The sequence below is a fragment of the Paenibacillus sp. FSL R5-0887 genome, from assembly GCF_038002305.1.
GTDB classification, from domain to species: Bacteria; Bacillota; Bacilli; order Paenibacillales; family Paenibacillaceae; genus Paenibacillus_AQ; species Paenibacillus_AQ odorifer.
Window position 1 is genome coordinate 940,468 of record NZ_JBBOCE010000001.1, and the last position, 22,681, is coordinate 963,148.

Annotated in this window: 21 protein-coding genes; 18 read left to right on the top strand and 3 right to left on the bottom strand. The window is 46.4% G+C overall.

All coding sequences use genetic code 11. From position 1 onward, the window contains the following. The first annotated feature begins 2 nt into the window (after positions 1-2). Positions 3-1,040, top strand: a complete 1,038-nt coding sequence (locus MKY14_RS04305; RefSeq protein ID WP_076126114.1) for a SepM family pheromone-processing serine protease — start codon at positions 3-5, stop codon at positions 1,038-1,040. Here the strand turns inward: MKY14_RS04305 and MKY14_RS04310 are convergent. Beyond that, positions 1,030-2,268 (bottom strand): nucleotidyltransferase, encoded by a 1,239-nt coding sequence (locus MKY14_RS04310; RefSeq protein WP_076279030.1) that lies wholly within the window; start codon positions 2,266-2,268, stop codon positions 1,030-1,032. The genes MKY14_RS04305 and MKY14_RS04310 overlap by 11 nt on opposite strands. A gap of 209 nt (positions 2,269-2,477) precedes the next feature. On the opposite strand from MKY14_RS04310, the gene MKY14_RS04315 reads away from it, so the two are divergent. From MKY14_RS04315 to ftsY, 12 genes are all read left to right on the top strand, one after another. Further along, positions 2,478-2,990 carry a YceD family protein gene (locus MKY14_RS04315; RefSeq protein ID WP_036686482.1) on the top strand — a complete coding sequence of 171 codons (513 nt, stop codon included), beginning with the start codon at positions 2,478-2,480 and terminating at the stop codon, positions 2,988-2,990. A gap of 69 nt (positions 2,991-3,059) precedes the next feature. Beyond that, positions 3,060-3,233, top strand: coding sequence for a 50S ribosomal protein L32 (rpmF, locus tag MKY14_RS04320; RefSeq protein ID WP_019911234.1), 174 nt, complete (start codon positions 3,060-3,062; stop codon positions 3,231-3,233). Positions 3,234-3,591: 358 nt separating this feature from the next. Continuing rightward, on the top strand, positions 3,592-4,188 hold the full coding sequence (gene fapR, locus MKY14_RS04325; protein ID WP_036686484.1) for a transcription factor FapR: 597 nt from the start codon (positions 3,592-3,594) through the stop codon (positions 4,186-4,188). After that, entirely contained in the window at positions 4,172-5,161 is a 990-nt protein-coding gene (gene plsX, locus MKY14_RS04330; RefSeq protein ID WP_339282036.1) for a phosphate acyltransferase PlsX, read from the top strand. Before fapR ends, plsX begins: the two co-directional genes overlap by 17 nt. Positions 5,162-5,169: 8 nt before the next feature. After that, positions 5,170-6,159 carry a beta-ketoacyl-ACP synthase III gene (locus MKY14_RS04335; RefSeq protein ID WP_139329841.1) on the top strand — a complete coding sequence of 330 codons (990 nt, stop codon included), beginning with the start codon at positions 5,170-5,172 and terminating at the stop codon, positions 6,157-6,159. Positions 6,160-6,180: 21 nt separating this feature from the next. Then, on the top strand, positions 6,181-7,104 hold the full coding sequence (gene fabD, locus MKY14_RS04340; protein ID WP_076190037.1) for an ACP S-malonyltransferase: 924 nt from the start codon (positions 6,181-6,183) through the stop codon (positions 7,102-7,104). A gap of 54 nt (positions 7,105-7,158) precedes the next feature. Continuing rightward, entirely contained in the window at positions 7,159-7,908 is a 750-nt protein-coding gene (gene fabG, locus MKY14_RS04345) for a 3-oxoacyl-[acyl-carrier-protein] reductase (RefSeq protein ID WP_036686492.1), read from the top strand. A 125-nt stretch (positions 7,909-8,033) separates the two neighbouring features. Continuing rightward, positions 8,034-8,267 carry an acyl carrier protein gene (locus tag MKY14_RS04350; RefSeq protein ID WP_036686493.1) on the top strand — a complete coding sequence of 78 codons (234 nt, stop codon included), beginning with the start codon at positions 8,034-8,036 and terminating at the stop codon, positions 8,265-8,267. Positions 8,268-8,485: 218 nt separating this feature from the next. Continuing rightward, complete coding sequence (gene fabF, locus MKY14_RS04355) at positions 8,486-9,721, top strand: beta-ketoacyl-ACP synthase II (RefSeq protein WP_076101782.1); 1,236 nt, start codon at positions 8,486-8,488, stop codon at positions 9,719-9,721. Between the two features lie 15 nt (positions 9,722-9,736). Then, positions 9,737-10,441: a ribonuclease III gene (rnc, locus tag MKY14_RS04360; RefSeq protein WP_038570606.1), complete on the top strand. Its 705-nt coding sequence runs from the start codon at positions 9,737-9,739 to the stop codon at positions 10,439-10,441. A gap of 197 nt (positions 10,442-10,638) precedes the next feature. Further along, positions 10,639-14,208, top strand: coding sequence for a chromosome segregation protein SMC (gene smc, locus MKY14_RS04365; protein WP_076126122.1), 3,570 nt, complete (start codon positions 10,639-10,641; stop codon positions 14,206-14,208). A gap of 36 nt (positions 14,209-14,244) precedes the next feature. After that, on the top strand, positions 14,245-15,252 hold the full coding sequence (gene ftsY, locus MKY14_RS04370; protein ID WP_036686498.1) for a signal recognition particle-docking protein FtsY: 1,008 nt from the start codon (positions 14,245-14,247) through the stop codon (positions 15,250-15,252). Between the two features lie 124 nt (positions 15,253-15,376). On the opposite strand, the gene MKY14_RS04375 is transcribed toward ftsY, so the two are convergent. Beyond that, a complete protein-coding gene (locus MKY14_RS04375; protein ID WP_076280752.1) occupies positions 15,377-16,255 on the bottom strand; it encodes a DUF1835 domain-containing protein in 879 nt (292 codons plus the stop codon). 354 nt (positions 16,256-16,609) lie between these two features. Between MKY14_RS04375 and MKY14_RS04380 the strand changes: the two genes are divergently transcribed. The 4 genes from MKY14_RS04380 to MKY14_RS04395 all read left to right on the top strand — a co-directional run bounded on the left by MKY14_RS04380 (position 16,610) and on the right by MKY14_RS04395 (position 21,009). Beyond that, positions 16,610-18,073 carry a circularly permuted type 2 ATP-grasp protein gene (locus MKY14_RS04380; RefSeq protein ID WP_076279025.1) on the top strand — a complete coding sequence of 488 codons (1,464 nt, stop codon included), beginning with the start codon at positions 16,610-16,612 and terminating at the stop codon, positions 18,071-18,073. Between the two features lie 74 nt (positions 18,074-18,147). Next, positions 18,148-19,101, top strand: a complete 954-nt coding sequence (locus MKY14_RS04385; protein WP_076126125.1) for an alpha-E domain-containing protein — start codon at positions 18,148-18,150, stop codon at positions 19,099-19,101. Then, the gene (locus MKY14_RS04390) at positions 19,098-19,964 is read left to right on the top strand and encodes a transglutaminase family protein (protein WP_076126126.1); all 867 of its coding nucleotides are present in this window, start codon (positions 19,098-19,100) and stop codon (positions 19,962-19,964) included. The genes MKY14_RS04385 and MKY14_RS04390 overlap by 4 nt, the downstream gene beginning before the upstream one ends. A gap of 235 nt (positions 19,965-20,199) precedes the next feature. Beyond that, complete coding sequence (locus MKY14_RS04395; RefSeq protein ID WP_340975867.1) at positions 20,200-21,009, top strand: SDR family oxidoreductase; 810 nt, start codon at positions 20,200-20,202, stop codon at positions 21,007-21,009. Here the strand turns inward: MKY14_RS04395 and MKY14_RS04400 are convergent. Further along, positions 21,001-21,477 carry an SRPBCC family protein gene (locus MKY14_RS04400; RefSeq protein WP_076126128.1) on the bottom strand — a complete coding sequence of 159 codons (477 nt, stop codon included), beginning with the start codon at positions 21,475-21,477 and terminating at the stop codon, positions 21,001-21,003. The genes MKY14_RS04395 and MKY14_RS04400 overlap by 9 nt on opposite strands. Before the next feature lie 332 nt (positions 21,478-21,809). On the opposite strand from MKY14_RS04400, the gene MKY14_RS04405 reads away from it, so the two are divergent. Beyond that, positions 21,810-21,953, top strand: coding sequence for a hypothetical protein (locus tag MKY14_RS04405; RefSeq protein WP_340975868.1), 144 nt, complete (start codon positions 21,810-21,812; stop codon positions 21,951-21,953). Positions 21,954-22,681: the final 728 nt, after the last annotated feature.

The following is a 22,681-nucleotide window of genomic DNA, read 5'->3' on the forward strand; positions in this document are numbered from 1 at the left end:
CAGTGAAGCAACTGAAGCATCGGCCGGGTTTCCGCGCCACAGCTTATCTGTTTACGTTTGTAGTAATCGTGTATGTATTTGTCTTTATGAACACCCCGTACATCGTATATCAGCCAGGCAGTGCATCTGAAGTTGCCCCTATGATTAAGGTAGAGAATGCCGATCCGGCTGAAGAAGGAACGTTTATGATGACAACGGTGTCTGCTAGTTATGCTAATGTGGCCTTATTGGTCGCCTCTGCTTTTAATTCCAATTCAGAGGTTGTGCGAAAAGAAACCCGGCTAGGGGATAAATCAGAAGACGAATATGCTGCAGAGCAGGTTTATTATATGAATAGCTCACAGTCTTATTCTGTTCAGGCCGCTTATCATGCAGCGGGAATTCCATATGAGGATGTAGTGGATTATCTCTACGTCTTTTCGGTTCCTGTAGAAAGTAATAAAGGACAATTTCTGCCGGGTGACAAAATCATTAGTGTAGAGGGACAAAAAGTGCCCGATCCTGAAGCACTGTCTAAACTGCTCTCCTCTAAAAAAATCGGAGATCAAGTCGCTGTTGTTTTGCAAAGAAATGGCAAGGAAGTACAAGAACAAGTGACGTTGGTTGAAATAAAGGATAAAGAGGGAGCTGCCGTTCGACCTGGTTTTGGAGTCACTATTGCCGCCGTTCAAAAAGTAAAACCAAAAGAAGCAGGGAAAGCTGTCAGCTTTGTAGATACAAATGTTGGCGGACCTTCGGCAGGGCTAATGTTCACTATGGAAATTTACAATCGCCTTACTTCTGGAGATTTAACTAAGGGCCATAGGGTTGCAGGGACGGGTACGATTAACGCTGAGGGTGTAGTTGGTGCTATCGGTGGAGTGAAACACAAGATCGTGGCTGCGGACCGAGAAGGGGCGGAGATTTTTTTCGTGCCTGTTAAGAATTATGACGAAGCCAAAGCAAAAGCTGATAAAATCGGCACATCTATGAAGCTGGTGCCTGTATCTACGCTGGATGAGGCGCTGAAGTATATGGTGGAACTGCCGGTCAAACCATGACCGGAGGTTCCAAATAATCGCGGTACATATCATTTCTACGGGGTTCCTTAAAAGCTCCCGCGAAAGCGGAAGCGGCTTGAAGATCTCGCTCAAGCTGCGGATGGGAACAAAGGGACGGGCGCATGACGATGGGCAACGTAGCTTTTTGTTTCATTTCTTTAAGCAGTGCTCGTCCGCTTTCTCTAAAACCAAGAATACGAATATATCCGGGCCCCTCTGCTAGTATGGAAGGGGTCATTTCTTTTTTAGAATGATTTAACAGAACATGTAGCAGCAGACGCTGTAACCGTGTATGCGTGTAGCGCTTGCTCTTAAGGGCGTGAAGCAGGCCTGAAACAGAGAATTGCTCCAACTCAGGCAAAAGCCGCAGTATTCGGTTCTCCAAGCCTTCATTCATATCATGGATCGCGTGTAACTCGGCAGCAGTATGGGTGGTCAGCAGATGGCGGAGCGGGATACTGAAGCTCTCCAAGCTCAGAGGGCCCCTTCCGGCTGCATGCTCTCTTTCCAAAATGGACACGCTATAATCCGGCATATAAGCAGCGGGAGATCCGCCTTCTTGCAGCAGCTTGCGGATGGCCGTCGCACTTGCAATAGAAGAGTCGGCTTGTAATGGGTCATGGAAGCCTGCTGCTGTGCGCGGAACGGTTAGTGGCATTATCTTGCTGTGCAGCCGCTGCAAGGCGATAAGATAATGCAGTCCAAGGCTGTTATTCGGCTGGCGCAGCAGCTCGCCTGCATCTCCGGAACTCTCCGTTTCCGGGAGAGTCCCTTCAAAGGCCACCGCCGCCGCTGCGCTGTACGCGGCGGGGAAGCTCGCTCCGAGCGCCATGCGGCGGCGGATCTCGCTCTGAAGCTCGCTGCTTTCCTCAGCCAGATATCTGGCCAGCGGGAGCAGCGAGCCCAAAGTGCCGGCTTCGGAGCCGAAGCACAAGCTGTCCACGACCCCGGTCGCTTCCAGCAATGCAACTGCTCCGAACGCGAACCACTCGGCTGGCTGGACGGCATAAGCCACCGGCAGCTCAATGACGAGGTCGGCGCCCATATGCAGCGCCATCTCTGTCCGGGCTTGCTTGCTTACCGCCGCCGGCTCGCCGCGCTGGGTAAAGGGACCACTCATGACGACGATGGTGCGCTCTGCGCCGGAAAGTCTTTTGGCTTCCGTGAAGTGATGCACATGTCCGTTATGTAAAGGATTGTATTCTGCGATGATTCCAACCGTTGTCACTGTGGCTTCCCTCCGATAAGTAAGGTATATTTATTGAGTTTAGTAGGGTAGATTTCTAGAGATACTGTTAGCACAAGCTGATCTTTTGATTTACACTAATAGTTATATCATAATTCACCGCATTTTCTGAAACAATATAAAGGGAAAATGGTTGACAAAGGTATAGAATACTAGGTATAATAAATTTTGTTTGTTTGGGAGTGATAAGTATGCAGATTCACTTTCGCAAATTAGCGAATGCCGACGAACCGTTACATATTCACGATGTTGTGGATGTCAGCGAGGTAGTCAAAGGGCGCAAGGATATTCTAACTGTTGCTCCGCTCTCAGTAGACCTTAAAGCGCTGCCCGCGGGAACCGATTGTGTGAACGTGGTGGGGAAACTGAGTGGAGATGTGGACATGTTATGTTCACGTTGTCTCACGGAGGTCAAAAGTGATTTGAACATTCCTTTTGCTGAGACTTTCAAGTGGCTTAAGCAGCCAGTTCTTCCAGATGATGACGAAGATGAGGATCTCATTTACGTCAAGGATGAGGTTGTGGATCTTATCCCGTATGTGGAAGAAAATTTCGTACTGCACTTACCGGATTCGGTATTGTGCAAGGCAGACTGTCTTGGTCTTTGTCAGAAATGCGGACAGAACTTGAACGAAGGCACCTGCAGTTGCGACAACACAGTGATCGATCCTCGACTCGCTGGGTTGAAAGACTTTTTCAAATGAAACATTACAACAAAACACATCCTGCTCTGAGGAGCAGGCTGACAGAAATATCACGAGGAGGTGGAACACATGGCAGTACCACAACGCAGAACGTCTAAAACACGCCGTGACAAACGTCGCACCCACTTTAAGTTGGTTGTGCCGGGCATGGTGAAATGTGAACAATGCGGAGAGTTGAAACTAGCTCACCACGTATGCAAAGTTTGCGGAACTTACAAAGCAAGAGAAATCATCAAACAATAGTTTCAAAAATAAGTAGTACTTCACTTCGGTGAGGTACTATTTTTTTGTCCAAATCTAATAAAGATAGGGTTTGCACCTATACTTTATGTTCCGCTCAGAAGTCAATGCTTTATTTTTGGTGCGGCATGCTTTATACTACATATTAGTACCTGGTTCTAAATAATATTTATGATTGTTTGACCTAATATAACAGCGGCCATTCAAGCGGCCGGATGCTTTCTTTAAAATATAAGGAAGTATAAGTTATGCACCTATACTTTATGTCTTATATTTCTCGCTTAAACGCTTACCGTCCTTATTAGGGCGCCGAAGGCGTTTACGCTTGGCATGTGCCAGGAGGTGAGCCGCTATCGAGCGGATGTCCAAGAAAGAACGTCAGCAACAGCTGCTACATATAATTGCAGGCAATCCTTTTGTAACTGATCGGGAGTTGACTCGTCAGCTGAAGGTGAGCATTCAGACGATTCGGTTAGACCGGATGGAGCTGGGAATACCAGAACTGCGTGAAAGAATGAAACAAATGGCAGAGCATTCCTATGATCAGGTGCGCTCTTTGCCTGCGGATGAAGTGATCGGAGATATTGTCGATTTACAGCTCGATAAGAGCGGGATTTCGATCTTTGAAATTCGTGAGGATCATGTCTTTTCCAGAAATGGGATCGCCCGTGGCCACTACGTGTTTGCTCAAGCCAATTCGCTTGCGGTTGCTGTGATTAACGATGAAATTGCCTTGACTGCTTCAGCCGACATACGATTTGTTCGTATGGTTCTGCTTGGTGAGAAGTGCATTGCTAAAGCTCAAGTGCGGTCACTTGCAGGCAGAGGCGGCAAAGCAGAGGTGGACGTATTCACCTATGTCGGAGAAGAATTGGTATTTCAAGGCCACTTTATAGTGTATCGTTCCGCTAATGAAGAGTATAGTGAAGGGGGTAACCGTAGTGCTGATCGCCATTGATGCCATGGGCGGGGACAACGCTCCTGAATGTAATGTCGAGGGGGCGTTGTCCGCGGCCGCGGAATGGAAAGATACGCAGATTGTGCTCGTAGGTGACGAAGCCAGACTAGAGCCACTGCTGAAGGACAAGCCGTCCAACCTGAGTGTGCGGCATGCAGGAGATGTTATTGGTTCTGATGAAGAGCCGGTTAAGGCGGTTCGCCGCAAAAAAGATTCATCCATGGTTGTAGCTGGACGTATGGTGCGTGAGGGCGAAGCAGATGCTATGATTTCGTCAGGTAACACGGGGGCGCTTATGACTACAGGGTTACTTGTAGTAGGCCGTATGCAGGGGATTGAACGTCCGGCGCTGGCACCTATGATTCCGACGCTGGATGATGTTGGCGTGCTTGCGCTTGATCTTGGCGCTAACATGGATGCGAAGCCTGAACATCTGGTGCAATATGCGCTGATGGGCAGCATTTATCGGAATAAAGTGCATGGCATTGCTAAGCCGCGGGTTGGACTTCTAAATGTAGGGACGGAGCCTGGGAAAGGCAACGAACTGACCAAAGAAGCCTATCCACTGCTGGAGAAATTGCCGGGCATTCATTTTATCGGTAATGTTGAGGCACGCGACGTACTGACAGGAAACTGCGATGTGCTTGTCTGCGATGGATTTGCTGGTAATATCCTGTTGAAGTCGCTTGAGGGTACAGCGGGTGCATTGTTCTCTTTACTGAAGGAGCAATTCAGCCGTTCTCTGAAGACTAAACTTGGAGCGGCTATGCTGATGCCGGAGCTTAGAGCCCTGAAGGGCAAGATGGATTATAAAGAGCATGGCGGTGCACCGCTGCTTGGTCTTAGCGGATTGGTAGTTAAGGGGCACGGATCTTCAGACGGAAATGCGGTTAAAAATGCAGTAAGACAAGCGCGGATTGCTCTGCAAGCCGATCTTGTGCCAAGTATATCCAAGGAAATTAGCGGGAAGTGAGTGACGAAATGAAACAGTTGCGGCCGGTTGGGATTATCGGTACGGGTAAATATGTACCTGAGAAAATTTTAACAAACAGTGATCTAGAAAAAATAGTGGAGACTAACGATGAATGGATCGTCAGTCGGACAGGGATCCGTGAAAGACATATCGCTGCACCACATGAGGCAACTTCTGATTTAGCCTATGAAGCTGCACTTAAAGCTTTGGATTCTGCAGGCATGAAAGCCGAAGATCTGGATCTTATTATTATTGCAACGGTAACCCCTGATAGCTCCTTTCCTTCCACAGCCTGCATTTTGCAGGATAAACTTGGAGCAAAAGGTGCTGCGGCCTTTGACTTATCAGCAGCCTGCTCTGGTTTTGTATACAGCCTAGCTACTGCGGTTGGCTTTATTCAGAACGGAATGTACAATAATGCACTCATAATTGGTGCGGACACTTTATCCCGCATCACTGATTATACGGATCGTAACACCTGTGTACTGTTTGGCGATGGTGCAGGAGCAGTAATCATCGGTGAAGTTCCAGAGGGACGCGGTTTCCAATCCTTCGATCTGGGTGCTGAAGGTTCTGGAGGAAACTTGCTTAAGCTGGAAGCTGGGGGCTCGCGCTTGCCTGCTTCTCAGCAGACGGTTGAAGACAAGAAACATTTCATCTATATGAATGGCCGGGAAGTGTTTAAGTTTGCCGTTCGTGTTATGGGCTCAGCTACAGAACGTGTGCTTACTAAAGCCGGATTAGGTAAAGAAGATATTGATTTGTTCGTACCGCATCAAGCGAATATTCGTATCATTCAATCCGCTATGCAGCGGCTTGACCTGCCACCGGAGAAATGTGTAATCAATGTTGATAAATATGCTAATACATCAGCAGCTTCTATTCCTCTAGCTCTAGTTGAAGCGGCGGAAGAAGGACGCATGAAGGAAGGCGACACGGTTCTGATGGTTGGATTCGGCGGTGGCTTGACTTGGGGCGCGTCCGTATTGATCTGGTAATAGAGGAAGGAGTTCTTACTTATGAGTAAAATCGCATTTGTCTTTCCCGGTCAGGGTGCACAGGCAGTTGGAATGGGTAGAGATGTATATGAAGCTCTTCCACACAGCCGCGCGGTATTCGAAAAAGGTGACGAGGTGCTCGGATTTCCGCTGAGCCAGCTGATTTTTGAAGGACCTGACAGTGATTTGAAACAGACCGTAAATACACAACCAGCTCTGCTAACAGCAAGTGTGGCTTTTCTGGAAGCATTACGTGATCAAGGGATGAAGCCGGATTATGTAGCTGGTCATAGCCTAGGAGAATACAGCGCACTGGTTGCGGCAGGCGTATTGTCCTATGAAGATGCTGTAAGACTCGTGCGTTTACGCGGTCGTTTTATGGAGGAAGCTGTTCCAGGTGGACAGGGAGCTATGGCTGCAGTGCTTGGTGCGGAGCGGGATGCTCTGGCAGAATTATGCCGGAGCGTATCCGAGGAGAGCGGCGTGGTAGAACTGGCGAATGTGAACTGCCCGGGACAGATTGTTGTTTCTGGTTCACAGGCCGGGGTTAACGGTGTTGTGCAGCGTGTTAAGGAAGCAGGCGGAAAGCGGGCTATTCCGCTGGAAGTAAGTGGACCTTTTCACTCTTCGATGATGAAGGCTGCGGCAGACCGCTTGGCAGACGAGCTGAAGAGTGTTACCTTTAATGCTCCGGCTGTACCTGTTATTGTCAATGTTACCGCAGCCCCTGTAACGGATCCTGAAGAAATCCGTGAACTGCTTGTCCGCCAGGTGTACTCCCCTGTGCTCTGGCAAGACAGTATTGAATGGCTGATTGCTGATGGTGTGGATACTTTTGTGGAAATTGGTTCTGGCAGTGTTCTGGCAGGTCTGATCCGCAAAATAGACAAAACAGTCAAAGTAATCAACATTAACACACTTGAAAGTGTGCAAGCTGTCTTGTAAGATACGTTCAAACATTGTTTATCAATAGCAATATGATCGAAAGGGGAATAAATGATGTTCTCAGCATTGCGGGGTCAAACGGCCCTTGTAACTGGTGGCTCTCGCGGCATTGGCCGCAGTATTGCACTTGCTCTCGCGGAACATGGCGTGAAGGTGGCCGTGAACTATGCGGGCAGTGAAGCAGCCGCACAAGAAACCGTAGCTCGGATTGTCGAGCTTGGCTCGGAGGGTATTGCCCTTCGTGGCGATGTCGGCAATAGTGAACAGGCCGAGAACCTTGTCAAAGAGGTTCTGAATACCTGGGGACGTATTGACATTGTTGTCAATAATGCCGGCATTACCAGAGACAACCTGATTATGCGCATGAAAGAAGAAGAGTTCGATCAAGTGATCGAAACGAATCTAAAAGGGGTGTTTAACTGCCTAAAGGCAGCTACACGCCCTATGATGAAGCAACGCTACGGGCGCATTATCAATATTTCTTCCGTAGTAGGTGTAACAGGAAATCCTGGACAAGCTAATTACTCCGCAGCTAAGGCAGGTGTCATCGGTTTAACGAAGGCATCGGCTCGTGAGCTTTCCTCACGGGGGATCACGGTGAACTGTATCGCTCCTGGCTTCATTGATACAGATATGACGCGTGAGCTCTCTGAGGAAGTGCGCAGTGAGCTTGAGAAGGGCATTCCACTTGCTCGGCTGGGGCGCCCTGAAGAGATTGCTATGGCTGTAGTCTTCCTGGCCTCTGAAGGCGCTGCGTATATGACCGGCCAGACACTACACGTGGATGGCGGGATGTATATGTAACTCTCCGTCAAGGAGAAATTACACTGTTTTAATGCTGAAATGTGAGGGATAAAGAAAGCGTTTTTGACGCTCTATGGTATTTTGAACTCATATCTCGTATAATACCAAAAGAGGAGGTGAACCGGATGTCCGATGTATTAGAGCGTGTAAAACGCATTGTCATCGACCGCTTAGGTGCCGATGAAGCTGAGGTAACATTAGAAGCGTCTTTCAAAGATGATTTAGGTGCTGATTCTCTTGATGTAGTAGAATTGGTTATGGAATTGGAAGATGAATTCGATATGGAAATCTCTGATGAAGATGCAGAGACGATTACGACCGTGGGTGAAGTTGTGAAGTACATACAATCTCATACCTAGAGTCATATGATTGAGAGTCCCGTTCCTGCTAGGGCGGGACTTCTCCTCATTTATAGAGCATTAAAGATGAATCAAAGGTTGCCTTGAGCAACTATATAAGGGATATAACAGAACCGCAGGATGGTTAATGATGCGGTTATCGCTGTTCATATAGTAGCAACAGAAAGTATATAAGTTCTGAATATAATGTATACAACCTATAGATGGGGTGATTGTGTTTGAGTCATAGAGTGGTTGTTACCGGGATGGGCGTAGTTACATCATTGGGCAAAGATTTGGAGACGTTCTGGGATAATCTTATGAGCGGCAAATCCGGTGTATCACAGGTTGAGACCTTTGATGTCAGTGAGTATACTACGCAAATAGCATCCTCTGTTAAAGATTTCGATCCAGAGGCACTTTTTGGTCGTAAGGAAGCCCGCAAAATGGACCGTTTTGTACAATTTGCAGTGGCTGCCGGTGAGGACGCATTGCGAGATAGCGGACTTAAGATCGGTGAAGATATTGATGCCGAAAGAATAGGTGTATCTGTAGGATCAGGTATTGGTGGTCTTGGAACTTGGGAAGACAATCATAACTTGTTGCTTGAAAAAGGACCGAAGCGGGTTAGTCCGTTCTTCATTCCGATGATGATTGCTAACATGGGTTCTGGGCAGTTGTCCATTAACCTTGGTGCAAAGGGTCCTAATACGACGACAGTAACTGCTTGTGCTACAGGAAGTCACTCCATTGGGGAATCCTTCCGCTTGATTCAACGTGGAGACGCAGATGCAATGATCTGCGGTGGTTCCGAAGCGACCATTCGTCCAACAGGTATGGCTGGTTTTTGTGCTATGAGAGCAATGTCCACTCGCAATGATGAGCCTGAGAAGGCAAGTCGTCCGTTTGATGTGGATCGCGATGGTTTTGTTATGGGTGAAGGTGCCGGGATTCTTATTCTGGAATCACTCGAACATGCTGAGAAACGTGGAGCGAAGATCTATGCTGAGGTTATCGGTTATGGTCTAAGCGCAGATGCTCATCATATGACTGAGCCTGATCCAGATGGTGCAGCTCGCTGCATGAAGATGGCAATCCGGGATGCTGGTATCTCTCCTGAAGATATTGATTACATCAATGCTCATGGTACTTCAACGCCTGTAGGAGATAGATCAGAAACTGCTGCTGTTAAAAAAGCATTGGGTGACCATGCCTATAAAGTGGCAATTAGTTCGACGAAATCCATGACAGGTCACCTTCTGGGTGCTGCTGGTGGAGTAGAAGCTATTATCTGTGGCCTTTCTTTGCAAAAAGGGATGATTGCGCCAACGATTAATTTGGACAACCAAGACCCGGAATGTGATCTGGATTATGTACCAAATGTGCCACGTAAAGCTGATCTTGATATTGTAATGTCGAATTCGTTCGGCTTCGGGGGACATAACGCAACAGTTATTCTAAAAAAATATAATTAGTAAGGGGACAGTGCGGTGAAAGGAGAACTGAAGCAGTTACAACAGCAACTTCAAATCCAATTTCACGATTCTGTGCTTCTGAAGCAGGCCTTTACCCATGCATCCTATGTGAATGAACACCGTTTCAATCAGCATCAGGACAATGAGCGTCTCGAATTTCTTGGGGATGCAGTTCTGGAGTTAACGGTTTCTGAATATTTGTACAATCTATTGCCAGACCGACCTGAGGGAGAGTTGACCAAGCTGCGGGCCGCTATTGTATGCGAGCCTTCACTGGTCAAGTTTGCGGAGAGTTTAGGTTTTGGCCGTTATGTACTATTGGGCAAAGGGGAAGAACTTACGGGCGGACGTACTCGCCCGGCCCTGCTGGCTGATGTATTCGAATCCTTCGTGGGAGCGCTTTATCTCGACCAAGGACTGGAAACAGTGCGGAGTTTTCTTGATAATCACGTATTTCCTCTCGTGGAGACGGATGGGAAATTGCAAATGCAGATGACCGATTATAAGACGGAACTGCAAGAGCTAATTCAGCAGCACAATATGGGTACATTGGAATATCGAATTATAGAAGAACGGGGACCTGCACATGAGCGTGAATTCGTCTCAGAGGTGTATATGGCTAACCGTTCACTTGGTAAAGGAAGCGGCCGGTCCAAGAAGGAAGCAGAGCAGCAGGCTGCAGCAGCAGCACTTTTGCATCTGAAAGAGGACGGTGCCTGAGTTTTGCATCAAGGGGACAAGCGGAGGAGAGCAGCAAAGGTCTGAATACCGGCGTTTAGGCGGAGCTCAGACCGTTGCTGCTCTTTTTCGACAATATAAGAACTTATATGTTCCGCGTTACAAAGGATAAGGTACATCTTAATGGTTTTTTAGGGTACAAACGCTATGGTATAATGGGTCAGAGGTGATTGGCAAGTATGTTTTTGAAACGGATAGAATTAGCTGGTTTTAAATCATTTGCCGACAAAACAGAAATGGAGTTTGTGCGCGGTATAACGGCTGTAGTTGGCCCGAACGGAAGCGGCAAAAGCAATATTTCTGACGGCATACGCTGGGTACTCGGCGAACAGAGTGCTAAATCACTGCGTGGCGGCAAGATGGAGGATATCATTTTTGCTGGAAGTGATGCGCGTAAAGCCGTGAATTATGGCGAAGTATCACTTACGCTTGATAATGAAGATCACACACTTCCGCTGGATTTCAGCGAAGTTACAGTGACTCGGAGAGTCCACCGCAGTGGAGATAGTGAATATTTAATTAATAAGCAATCCTGCCGTCTGAAGGATATCACAGAGCTGTTTATGGATACCGGTATCGGACGTGAAGCCTATTCGATTATCGGGCAGGGTAGGATTGAAGAGATTCTAAGTACTCGTTCCGAAGATCGGCGAGGCATCTTTGAAGAAGCATCAGGTATTGTAAAATATAAATCGCGCAAGAAAGACGCAAGTCGAAAGCTGGATGATACCGAGCAGAACCTGCTTCGTATTCATGATTTGATCAGTGAGCTTGAGGATCAGATTGGGCCACTTAAGGATCAGTCCGAGAAAGCTATCCGCTTTAAGGAACTTCGCGAACAATTAAAACATCAGGAAATTTCAGTATACGTACACCAGATTGAAGGCATTCATACCGCTTGGCAGGAAGGTAACGCTAAGCTTGAAACGTTGAAGGACGAGCAGCTGGAGCTGTCTACTGTGGTTTCGGCTCATGATGCCAAGCTGGAGAGCGGGCGCTCTGAACTGCGCACAATCGAAGCACAGATCGAGAAGCAGCAAGAGCAATTGCTGCGTTATAGCGAAGCATTTGAGAAGAGCGAAGGTTACGGTGAAGTGCTGAGGGAACGCAAGCGCAATCTGGAAAGTAATCGTGAGCAGTTAATGCTCACGTTAGGTTCGGTTGGCGAGCGTTCTGCAGATCGTCAGCGTGAAGTCGTGGATCTGGAGCTTAAGCTTGAGCAATCGCGGCTTAAGCTTGTGGATCTTCGGAAACAGATCGAAGATGAAGAGACAAGGCTTGAAGGTGTGGCAGACGGGATTAGCCAGAGCCAGGAAGAAAAGCTCAAAAGTGCTCTTTTGGAGCTAATGAACCTTATGGCGAATGCACGTAACGAAATTCGTTACGCGGATCAGCAAAAGGAGAATCTGGAACGTCGTATGAGCCGCAGTGAAGAAGAAAGCGGCAAATGGACAGCCCGGCATGAAGAGTTGTCTGCCAACCAGAAAGGGCTGAAGGACAAGATTGCCCAGCTGGGGAAGGAGCTTAGCAATCTTCGCGGGGCTTATATCACTGAAAGTGAGCAGCTCAGTAAACGTCAGAAGCTGATCGAAGAAACACAGTCCGGTCTTCGGAAATGGGAACAGAAGCGGGAAGCGCAAGTCTCTCGTCATGAGACCATGAAAGAGATGCAGGATGATTTCGACGGCTTCATGCTTGGGGTTAAAGAAGTGCTCAAGGGTGCGCGCAAAGGACAGCTCAACGGTGTGCATGGTGCGGTTGCGGAGCTGATCTCTGTTCCGGAGAAGCTGGAAATGGCGATTGAGACTGCTCTAGGCGCATCACTTCAGCATGTGGTCATGGATAATGAGACTGTGTCCCGCCAAGCGATATCATTTCTAAAGCAACGTCAGCTGGGACGAGCTACCTTTCTTCCGCTAGATGTTATCCGGCCGCGCCAGATTTCTGGCAGTGACCGTGGTATGGTGGGTGATGCTGACGGATTTGTTGGGATTGGTTCCGAACTTGTTGGTTACGATGATAAATATACTAGCATTATTGGCAGTTTGCTCGGCAATGTGGTTATTGCGGAGAGCTTGGAGCAAGCGAACCGTATCGCCGCTAGATGCCAATATCGTTATCGGGTAGTTACCCTGGAAGGCGATGTAGTTAATGCCGGCGGTTCGATGACCGGGGGTAGCCAGCATAAGAAGAACAATAGCTTGCTTAGCCGCAAACGTCAGCTGGATCAATTAAGCAGTGAGATTGAAGAAAGCGAACGTCAAATAGTGAAGCTGAAGCAAGGCATTGCCAGACTTCGTGAGGAGCAGGAGAACGCTAGCGTGAAGCTGGAGGACCTGCGCCGTGATGGCGATGAGAAAAGACTGGAAGAGCAAAGAGTCTCCGGTGATTTGAAGCAGCTCGAGCATGAGCTTCGGCATGTGCAGGAGCAAGTGGAGAGCACAGGTGCGGAACGCAGCGGCTTTGAGAATGAAGTACGTGCGCTTGAAGAGACGCGGAAGCAAGCCACTGCTGAGCTTGAACGCCTTGAAAAGGAAGAAAAGGAAGCCCATGAGGGTATCCGTAACGCTGAATCAGCGCGTAAAGCGAATGAATCAGCTAAGGAAGAGCTGCAAGGCAAGTTGACCAGTATGAAAGTCTCGGAAGGCAAGCTCGATCAGGAGATATTCTCCCTGGAGGAGCAGTTACGTCGCCTAAGACAAGATGTGGGTTCACAGGACAAGGAGCTGCGCCAGAATCGAAATCTGTTACATACGATTGAACAGGATCTGGCTAACAATGCTTTGGAAGCTGTGAAGCAGAAGGAAGATTTGAACAGTTACCGCTTGAAGAAGGAAGAGACGACTGGAACTTTGGATTTTGCGCGTGCTGAGCGTACAGCGTTAACCCGTAAGCTGGAACTTGAGGAAGGCAAGACTAAAGATCAACGTCAGGCCCTTAAAGTAGTCGAGGACAAGCTGCGTGCCACTGAAGTTTCTGTCGGTCGACTCGATGTGGAGCTGGATAATATTCTCCGCAAGCTGAGTGATGACTACGAGCTAAGTTATGAATTAGCAAAACAGAGATATCCAGTGCCTGAAGATGTACCTGCCGCACAAGCCGATGTACAGCGTTTGAAGCGCAGTATTTCTGCGCTAGGAGAGGTTAACTTAGGGGCGATCGAAGAATATCAGCGGGTCCATGAACGGTATACGTTCCTCAGTGGACAAAAAGATGATCTAGTCGAAGCTAAGACTACCTTGTATCAAGTAATCCGCGAGATGGAAGATGAAATGTCCAAACGTTTCAAACAGACCTTTGATGCGATCCGCAAACAGTTCGGGACCGTGTTCTCAAAGCTGTTCGGCGGCGGGCGAGCGGATCTCATGCTTCTGGATCCGGAACATATGCTGGAAACAGGTATAGATATCGTAGCCCAACCACCGGGTAAAAAATTGCAAAATCTGCAGCTTTTATCCGGCGGTGAACGCGCTCTAACTGCGATGGCGTTATTGTTTGCTATTTTGCAAGTGAAGCCAGTTCCGTTCTGCGTATTGGATGAGGTCGAGGCTGCGCTCGATGAAGCGAACGTTGTTCGTTTTGCACAGTATTTACGCGAGTTCTCTGAACAAACTCAGTTCATCGTCGTTACGCACCGCAAAGGAACGATGGAAGAGGCGGACGTGTTATACGGAGTAACGATGGAAGAGGGCGGTGTCTCCAAGCTCGTTTCAGTACGTTTAGAGGATGAAGAAGCTGAGATTGCTTAAATTCATCAAAGAAGAGAAACTTTTAGGAGGAACCAAATGAGCTTTTTTAGAAAATTAAAAGAAAGCATTTCCGGCAAAACGGAAAGTGTAACGAAACAATTCCGCGACGGATTAGAGAAAACCCGTAAAGGTTTTGTAGAGAAGGTCTCCGACCTTATCATCCGCCGCAAAAAGATAGATGAAGAGTTCTACGAAGAGCTGGAAGAGATTTTGATTGGTGCAGACGTGGGTGTAAACACTGTTATGACCCTTGTCGAGGATTTGCGTGCCGAAGTGAAGCAAAATCGGATTGAAGATGCTGCCGAGCTGAAGCCGATTTTGTCCCGTAAGCTTATGGAGCTGCTGCGTGGAGATGATGATAACAGCCTGAAGGAAAATCCGAATGGAATTACGGTTATTTTGTTCGTTGGGGTCAATGGCGTGGGCAAGACGACTACCATCGGCAAGCTGGCTCATCGTTACAAACAAGAAGGTAAAAAAGTTCTTTTGGCTGCAGGGGATACGTTCCGTGCCGGAGCGATTGAGCAGCTTGAGGTTTGGGGCCAACGCGCAGGCGTAGATGTCATTAAACAACAAGCAGGCTCTGACCCGGCGGCTGTAATGTACGATGCGGTCCAAGCGGCAAAGCAACGCAACGTGGATATCTTAATCTGCGATACTGCTGGCAGACTGCAGAATAAAAGCAATCTGATGGAAGAGCTCAACAAAATCTTCCGCGTCATTCAAAGAGAAATCCCAAGTGCTCCACATGAGGTACTGATGGTGCTAGATGCTACGACGGGTCAAAATGCACTTACACAAGCCAAGTTATTTGGTGAAAAGAGTGGCGTCACTGGCTTGGTCTTGACGAAGCTGGACGGTACGGCTAAAGGCGGAATCGTTGTAGCGATTCGTCAGGAAATGAATTTGCCGGTGAAGTTTGTAGGTCTTGGAGAAAAAATGGAAGACTTGCAGCCATTTGATTCGCAGCAGTTCGTACATGCTCTTTTTGCCGGATTAATTGCCGAGGAAGAAGAGTCAGAAGAATCGGAAGAGCAAGTGTAATCAACAGCACAATATAATCATAAAGAAGTCATATTTACAAGGAATGCCCTCGAAGCTATATTTAGTTAGGAGGGCATTCCTTTTCTTTTTTATAAAGGGTTTGTCCGTCATTTTGTAGCAACTGCTAAGCGACTTTTAGAAAGTATAAATGCATCGCGTAAGGGATCCCTTTAAATAACAGCTTTCCCTCACTAATTAGCCTCCAGAAGCGATATTCTATGAATGAGGTACTGAGATACAAATTCCATTGCCCTATAATTGTGCCTACAACTAGACCTGCATTTACGTAGCCATCTCTTTCCTCACACTGTTGAAGTTGCAGAATTAAAGAAAGAATTTCTTCGTCATAGTAACTCTCGGGAACATTCATAAGCTGGCCCTCAGCCCAAACTCTAAGCATATCCTCGGTGTTGCTGATTTTTTGCCATTCTAGTTCATACTGTTTTCTTTGAGCGGAGGTGATAGGGGGTGTGTTTTCGGTAATTTTTATAATTTTTTGCAGAACTTCATTTGGGAGCTGACTAAGTGCTCTGGGATATAAGCCGATTTCAAATGGAGCAGCAATCTCCCTATAAGCCTTGACTGGATCAATAACATGAATAGGTTGCGTCCTCTCACTAAGAATAGAAAGTGCAAATCGTAAACCCGTTTGATCATGGGAGTTATCTCCGCACCAAATAGTGATTTTTTTGTCCTCGGGAATTTCTTTTAAGGTCTGAATCATGGCTGCCAGTTTATGCTGGGGATTTAAATGATAACCCTGATCCGGAAATCGTTCCTGAAACCATAACTCACGGGTATGATAGCCTTCATTATTATGTAATCCACGCAACGGTCCAGCAGAGAACGTTTCATTAAATGAAAGTACTCGTATTAAATGACGACAACCCAGATGACTAAGGGCTACCTTCATTGATCCCGCTTCAGACAGGCCAAATAACAGATAAATGTGATTCCGCCTAGTCTCTTCCTGCTCAATTGACATAGTATATTTGTGCTCCATAGGTCACTCTCCCATCGCAACAAATTATACCATACTCAATGAATCCACATCCTCAGGCAACTATATAAAAAATACATTATATGAAAAATTCATAACAGTAATGCTTGTCACACTTCCTGCATACAATTCAATGATGAATCTACATTTCATCTCCGGCAACCTATATAAGAGAGAAAGGAAGCGATTCCAAAAAATACAAATATCTCCGGAATCACATTTCTCTGTTATATATGTTGACATGAACGAGTGGATTTACGTATTATGAGAATATAAACCAATATTTCCATGGATGTTTTCTGAAATGAAAGTATAAGTTGTTAACAAAGATTACATCTATCGAAAGGAGTCGGGCTCATGTCCAAATTAGATCCTCTGCCAGGTCTGTCTCCGTATCCATTACAGCATTTTTTCGATGAAATGTATGCTGATAAGAGGAATGTCCGGCCGCACTACAGACATGTGAATCGCATGTTTTCCGGAATGAGCTCCGAAGAGCTGCAAGGGAAGCAAAATTTAATGCAGCGTAGGATGATGGAAGAAGGAATTACCTTTACGCTTTACAACCCGGCTCAGGATCATCCTATGGAGCGAACGATCCCCTTCGATATGATTCCACGTATTATCCCTAAGAATGAGTGGGAGAGGCTAGAAGCTGGAATTATTCAGCGTATCACAGCTTTGAATTTATTCATTCATGACATTTACCATGAGCAATACATTGTTAAAGATGGCATCGTCCCTAGGCGTATGATTATTTCCAACTGTTATTTCCGGCCAGAAATGTCAGGTCTGCGAGTGCCCGGTGGAGCTTATATCACCACCTCAGGAATCGATCTGATCCGCCACCACGATGGGCATTATTATGTACTTGAAGACAACCTGCGAACACCCTCCGGCTTTTCCTATCTTTTTAAAGGCAGAACGCTTATGAATCAATTGTTTCCTGAATTGTCCTTTGCCAGCTCCATCCGAGATGTAGATCATAGCTTAAATCGCTTCTTATCCGTGCTTCGTAGTCTATCTCCTTCAAGAAGGTCAGATCCGGTTATAGCACTCCTAACGCCTGGAGAATACAATTCTGCATATTATGAACATGCTTTTTTGGCACAGCAGATGGGTATACATTTGGTCGAAGGACGAGATTTGGTAACAAAGGATCACAAAATATATTTGAAAGAAATGAACGGACTGCGTCGCGTGGATGTGCTGTATCGTCGGTTGGATGATGATTACATTGATCCGCTGGCCTTTCAACCTGATTCTTTACTGGGTGTGGCAGGACTTATGAATGCATATAGGGCAGGTAACATAGCGATTGCTAATGCTCCGGGAACCGGTGTTGCAGATGATAAAGCGATGTATGTCTATGTACCGGATATGATTCGTTATTATCTGAATGAAGAGCCGATCCTTGGTAATGTGCCGACGTATTTGTTGTGCAGACCCGATGAACGCCTGTATGTTCTTGAGAACCTATCCGAAATGGTTGTTAAAGAAACCTCATTATCCGGAGGATATGGGATGTTGATCGGAAGTGAGGCGACCAAAGAAGAATTAGCCGAGTTCCGAATGAAAATTATTGCCGATCCGGACCGTTATGTGGCACAGCCAATTATGTCCTTGTCCAGAGCGCCAGTATTGTCGGGAGGCACTATGGCACCCCGGCATATCGATCTTCGGGCTTTTGTATTAATGGGCGCAGACCGGAAGCCGCATGTCATACCTGGTGGATTAACACGAGTGGCTATGAAAGAAGGTTCACTGGTTGTGAATTCCTCGCAAGGTGGTGGCGTAAAGGATACTTGGGTTATGGCTTGATCTATATCTTGTAAGCCTTGATTGTGAATCAAAAATATGCAGCATCAATTTGGAGGATAAAGGAGTGGCTAAAGATGCTGAATCGAAATGCGGAGGCTTTATTCTGGATCGGCCGATATATTGAAAGGGCAGAGAATCATGCGCGGCTAATCAATGTACATTATCATATCCAGCAGGAAGAGGATTTTCAGGAAGAAGGACATAAATGGTCGAGGCTTATCGATGCATTAGGAGTTCGAAGTGAGTATTTGCAGCAGTTCGAAACCTTTTCTGAACAGGACGTGTTATCCTTTATTACACTCGATTTGGGCAATTCGAATTCATTATTCTCTTGCGTACATCATGCTAGAAATAATCTTCGCACACTGCGTCAGCATCTTCCAAGTGAGCTATGGGATATCGTCAACAGCTTTAATCTATGGCTTGGGGAGCGGTCAGTCGCTGATATTATGAGTGGCCCACATCATTTCTACCAGCAGGTGAAGGAACGTGCGGCTATGTTTCTAGGAGCAGAACAATCCGTAATGCTTAGGGGAAATGAATGGCATTTTATAGAGAGCGGCCGTTTTCTGGAACGGGCAGAGAATACGACGCGTATTTTGCAGGCAGTTATTGCCTCTTGCCGTTTTAAAGAGCTTCATGCAATTTATATTCAGTTACAGGCTGTGCTGAAATCGGTAAGTGGTTATCAGGCGTTTCGCCGTTATTATGCAGATGCTATGTCACCGGAGAGCATTTTAGATTTTTTGATCGCAAATCCCAAATTTCCACGTTCGATCCGCTTTTCTTTTCACCAGCTGGAAGAGCATTTAGCTAGACTTGAATTAGATTCCTCAGAAAAAGGCTCAGGTCATGAGAAGGTCATCCGTCAAGCAGGAAAGCTGAAGGCAGAGCTGGATTATATGGAGAAAGAGGAAATGTCCGGTGAACTGGTGGAAGATGTGCTGCAATCACTCGTAATATCTTGCCAGAGACTGGGCAAAACGATGGAGGGCGCCTTTTTTCGGCGAGAAGGAGTATCTGTATGAAGATTCAAATCAATCACACCACCACATACAGTTATCCAGAGCCGGTTACGGACAGTGTCAATGAAATCAGGCTTACCCCACGCACCAACTATCGGCAATCCTGTTATCACCATGAGGTTGAAGTATCTCCGGCAGCTAATCTATTAACGTATGAGGATTTCTTCGGTAATCGGGTGCATGCCTATTCGGTTAATAAGCCACATACGGAAATGGTAATCCATACGAAAGCTACTGTAGTAACGCTGGATAAAGCCCAGGGTACCGATCTTCCGCGAACCAGCCTTGAAGAGCAAGTTAAACTATTAAATGATGAAAAGTTTCAGAACCGTTATATTGAGTTTATTTTGCCGACCCGTTATACCGAGGTGACTCCTGAATTAGTGGAGTTCGCTTCCCAGTACCCTTTTAGTGAAGCTGAGGATATGTATGAATGGATTCTGAAGTTATCTTCGACGATTTATGAACAGTTCACCTATGATCCTGAGGCAACAAGCGTAAATACAACGGTAAAAAAAGCCCTCAAGCTCAAGCGGGGGGTCTGTCAGGATTATGCTCATCTTATGATCGCTGTCTGCCGCAGTGTGGGTCTGCCTTCAAGATATGTTAGTGGATATCATTTTGTCGGTGATCTACAGAGCAGCAATGCTAATTTCGAGCAGGCTTCACATGCTTGGGTGGAGACCCATATTCCGGGTACGGGCTGGCTTGGTTTTGATCCGACGAATAATGTTGAAGTGAACTGGCGTTATATCAAGCTGGGTCATGGACGGGATTATAAAGATATAGTACCTGTAAAAGGGGTATATCGCGGCGGAGCAGGAACACTGACTGTAAAAGTGGACGTACGCAAGCTGGATAACTGAATTGAAATAATCGAAACATCGAACATCGAACATCGAACATCGAAACAATCAAAATATTTTAAATACTCTAAATATTCGAAACAAACTCTCCGCTCATCTTATTGAATGGGGAGATTTTTTTGTGCGGCGTGCCTAAATTCTGAAGATTTATGAACAAGATGATTCCATTACAGGTTTATTTGGGTAATCTTGATCCATAGTACTTATCTTACAGACATTAGAGGAGAGATTACATATGAGCCCAAACATATCTAAAAAACAAAGATTTATTGGAAAAACAGCGATTATAACCGGAGCGGGCTCGGGAATTGGCCGTGCCACCGCTATTAAGCTGGCGCGGGAAGGTGCAAATGTAGCATTGTTCGATTTAAATCTTGAAAGAACCTCTTCCTTGGCAGAAAAGCTTAATAAGCTACGAAAAGATTGCGCGCTGGCCATAGAGGTAGATACTTCGGATGAGAAAAAGATGGAGGAAGCCGTACGTTGTACGGTGGAACAATTCGGAGGTGTGGATGTAGTATTCGCTAACGCGGGGATTAATGGCGCTGTGGGCCCGATAGAAGAACTAAGCTTGAGCGACTGGGAGCGTACGATATCGGTGAACTTGACGGGGACTTTTTTGACTCTGAAATATACTATTCCTCATCTGAAAGATAAAGGGAAGGGCAGTATTATTATTACTAGTTCCATTAATGGGAACACTAGATTTGCCAGCTTTGGGTGGTCTACTTATAGCACTACCAAAGCTGGACAGGTGGCTTTTGCCAAAATGGCAGCTCTCGAGCTTGCTAAGTTTAAGATTCGTGTAAATGTGATCTGCCCTGGGGCTATTGCTACGAATATAGATGAAACCACTGAAATGAGCGAGGATGTTGAAGCAATCGTTATTCCGATTGAATTCCCTGATGGAGCGCAACCCTTGGCAGATGGACCGGGCAAGCCGGATAATGTCGCTGATCTCGTTGCTTTTCTGGCTTCGGATGAATCTATCCATATTACAGGTGCGCAAATCGTGATTGACGGCGCGGAGTCCTTGTTATCCTAATTTCGAGATCGCTTCCCGGTATTGCTCGTACCATTTATTCCATTCGTCTTTCCGTGACTTCAGCGTCGTGCCTTCCAAAAGATGCTGGATCACTTCTAGACAAACATGCCAGCCAGCGAGATCTCGTGGTGTATGCGGGGTAAGCGTTTGTAGTGTTTCGTTCAAGACGAGTAAACAGCCTTCTGAATTAGGGTATAACTCAAAACGAACAAGATCCTCAGCCCAAGTAAACTCAAAAATAGATTGATGCTGCAGCACGGTAATTTCCATATCCACAAACGTTCCGTTTTGCATATCAAACTTTATAAGTCCGCCTTCACGCAGGTCCTCGATTTTTAATTCAGAGAACCATAAGGCAAGCTTCTCATTTTCGGTCAAATAGGACCAAATCTCAGTTGCGGAATGCTTTAACTGCCGTTCGAAACGAGCGACATAATATTGATCTTCTTTTTGGATGTTAGCTAACATTTATATTTCTCCTTTGGACTACTGCGGTAGTCCTTTTTTTATTGAGTTGAGGCTCATTAGAAAGAGTATAGCAATCGCCTGTGTTAATTGCACGATCCGGCTGTGTGGCTGAAGCGTAACTTATAGGGTATAGAGGGCAATAAAATAGCGGGAGAAATAAGGTCATAGGCAAGTCCACGAGCTCGATTTGCGTACGGCGCGGAGTTAGTGTTGGCGGAGAAAAGGGAGTGATGTAGGAGATAAGTGTGCAAGACGGGGGAAAGGGAGTGATGTAGGAGATAAGTGTGCATGACGATGAAAAGTGAGTGAAGACAGGGATAAGTGCGTGATGAATGGCGGAAGTAAACAGTAGCATCTACGGTGGCGAGGATGCATCGGCATTGCGGACTGTATTGCAGCTATTTGGAGTTTTTGATTTGATTATTAGAAGTATCGGACCGCATAGCTCTTATCGCTGCGATTTTAAAGAAAAGTAGGGTGTGTTTGAGCGAATAGCTGCAACTGTGTCCGATAGCAGAGGGAATAAGCCTGAATTTGTGAAATAAGATCATCTGAGTCCGAACGTTACTTGGTAGCGAGGATGCATCGGCGTTGCGGACTGTATTGCAGCTATTTGGCGTTTTTCGTGTGTTTATTAGAACTATCGGACTGCATAACTCTTATCGCTGCGATTTTGAACAAAAGTAGGGTGTGTTTGAGTGAATAGCTGCAACTGAGTCCGATAGCAGAGCAAAGAGGCCTGAATTTGTGAAATAAGATCATCTGAGTCCGAACGTTTCACGGTGGCGAGTGTGTGCTAATGCATCGGTGTTGCGGACTGTATTGCAGCTATTTGGAGTTTTTGGTGTGTTTATTAGAAGTATCGGACTGCATGGCACTTATTGCTGTGATTTTGAACAAAAGTAGGGTGTGTTTGAGTGAATAGCTGCAACTGAGTCCGATAGCAGGGTAAAAAGGACTAAATTAGTGAAATAAGGGCTGCTGGGTCCGAACGATCTATGGCGACGAAGATGTAATGAGGGTGTAAAGGACGTAGTATACGAGCAAGACCTGCTGAATCGGATCGATCTACGACCACGAGTATGCATTGTTTTGCGGACTGTATTGCAGTTATTTGGCGTTTTTTGTTTGATTTTTGATCGTTTCGGACCGCATAGCGCTTATTGCTGCGATTTTGAACAAAAGTAAGGTGGGTTTTAGCGAA

Bases quoted from the DNA above. Each gene is read 5' to 3' on its own strand.
- MKY14_RS04390 (WP_076126126.1), top strand. From the start codon at position 19,098: ATGAAGATTCAAATCAATCACACCACCACATACAGTTATCCAGAGCCG.
- MKY14_RS04315 (WP_036686482.1), top strand. From the start codon at position 2,478: ATGCAGATTCACTTTCGCAAATTAGCGAATGCCGACGAACCGTTACAT.
- smc (WP_076126122.1), top strand. From the start codon at position 10,639: ATGTTTTTGAAACGGATAGAATTAGCTGGTTTTAAATCATTTGCCGAC.
- MKY14_RS04385 (WP_076126125.1), top strand. From the start codon at position 18,148: ATGCTGAATCGAAATGCGGAGGCTTTATTCTGGATCGGCCGATATATT.
- MKY14_RS04405 (WP_340975868.1), top strand. From the start codon at position 21,810: ATGGCGGAAGTAAACAGTAGCATCTACGGTGGCGAGGATGCATCGGCA.
- MKY14_RS04375 (WP_076280752.1), bottom strand. From the start codon at position 16,255: ATGGAGCACAAATATACTATGTCAATTGAGCAGGAAGAGACTAGGCGG.
- MKY14_RS04380 (WP_076279025.1), top strand. From the start codon at position 16,610: ATGTCCAAATTAGATCCTCTGCCAGGTCTGTCTCCGTATCCATTACAG.
- fabG (WP_036686492.1), top strand. From the start codon at position 7,159: ATGTTCTCAGCATTGCGGGGTCAAACGGCCCTTGTAACTGGTGGCTCT.
- MKY14_RS04350 (WP_036686493.1), top strand. From the start codon at position 8,034: ATGTCCGATGTATTAGAGCGTGTAAAACGCATTGTCATCGACCGCTTA.
- MKY14_RS04400 (WP_076126128.1), bottom strand. From the start codon at position 21,477: ATGTTAGCTAACATCCAAAAAGAAGATCAATATTATGTCGCTCGTTTC.
- MKY14_RS04335 (WP_139329841.1), top strand. From the start codon at position 5,170: ATGAAACAGTTGCGGCCGGTTGGGATTATCGGTACGGGTAAATATGTA.
- MKY14_RS04395 (WP_340975867.1), top strand. From the start codon at position 20,200: ATGAGCCCAAACATATCTAAAAAACAAAGATTTATTGGAAAAACAGCG.
- fapR (WP_036686484.1), top strand. From the start codon at position 3,592: ATGTCCAAGAAAGAACGTCAGCAACAGCTGCTACATATAATTGCAGGC.
- fabD (WP_076190037.1), top strand. From the start codon at position 6,181: ATGAGTAAAATCGCATTTGTCTTTCCCGGTCAGGGTGCACAGGCAGTT.
- ftsY (WP_036686498.1), top strand. From the start codon at position 14,245: ATGAGCTTTTTTAGAAAATTAAAAGAAAGCATTTCCGGCAAAACGGAA.
- rpmF (WP_019911234.1), top strand. From the start codon at position 3,060: ATGGCAGTACCACAACGCAGAACGTCTAAAACACGCCGTGACAAACGT.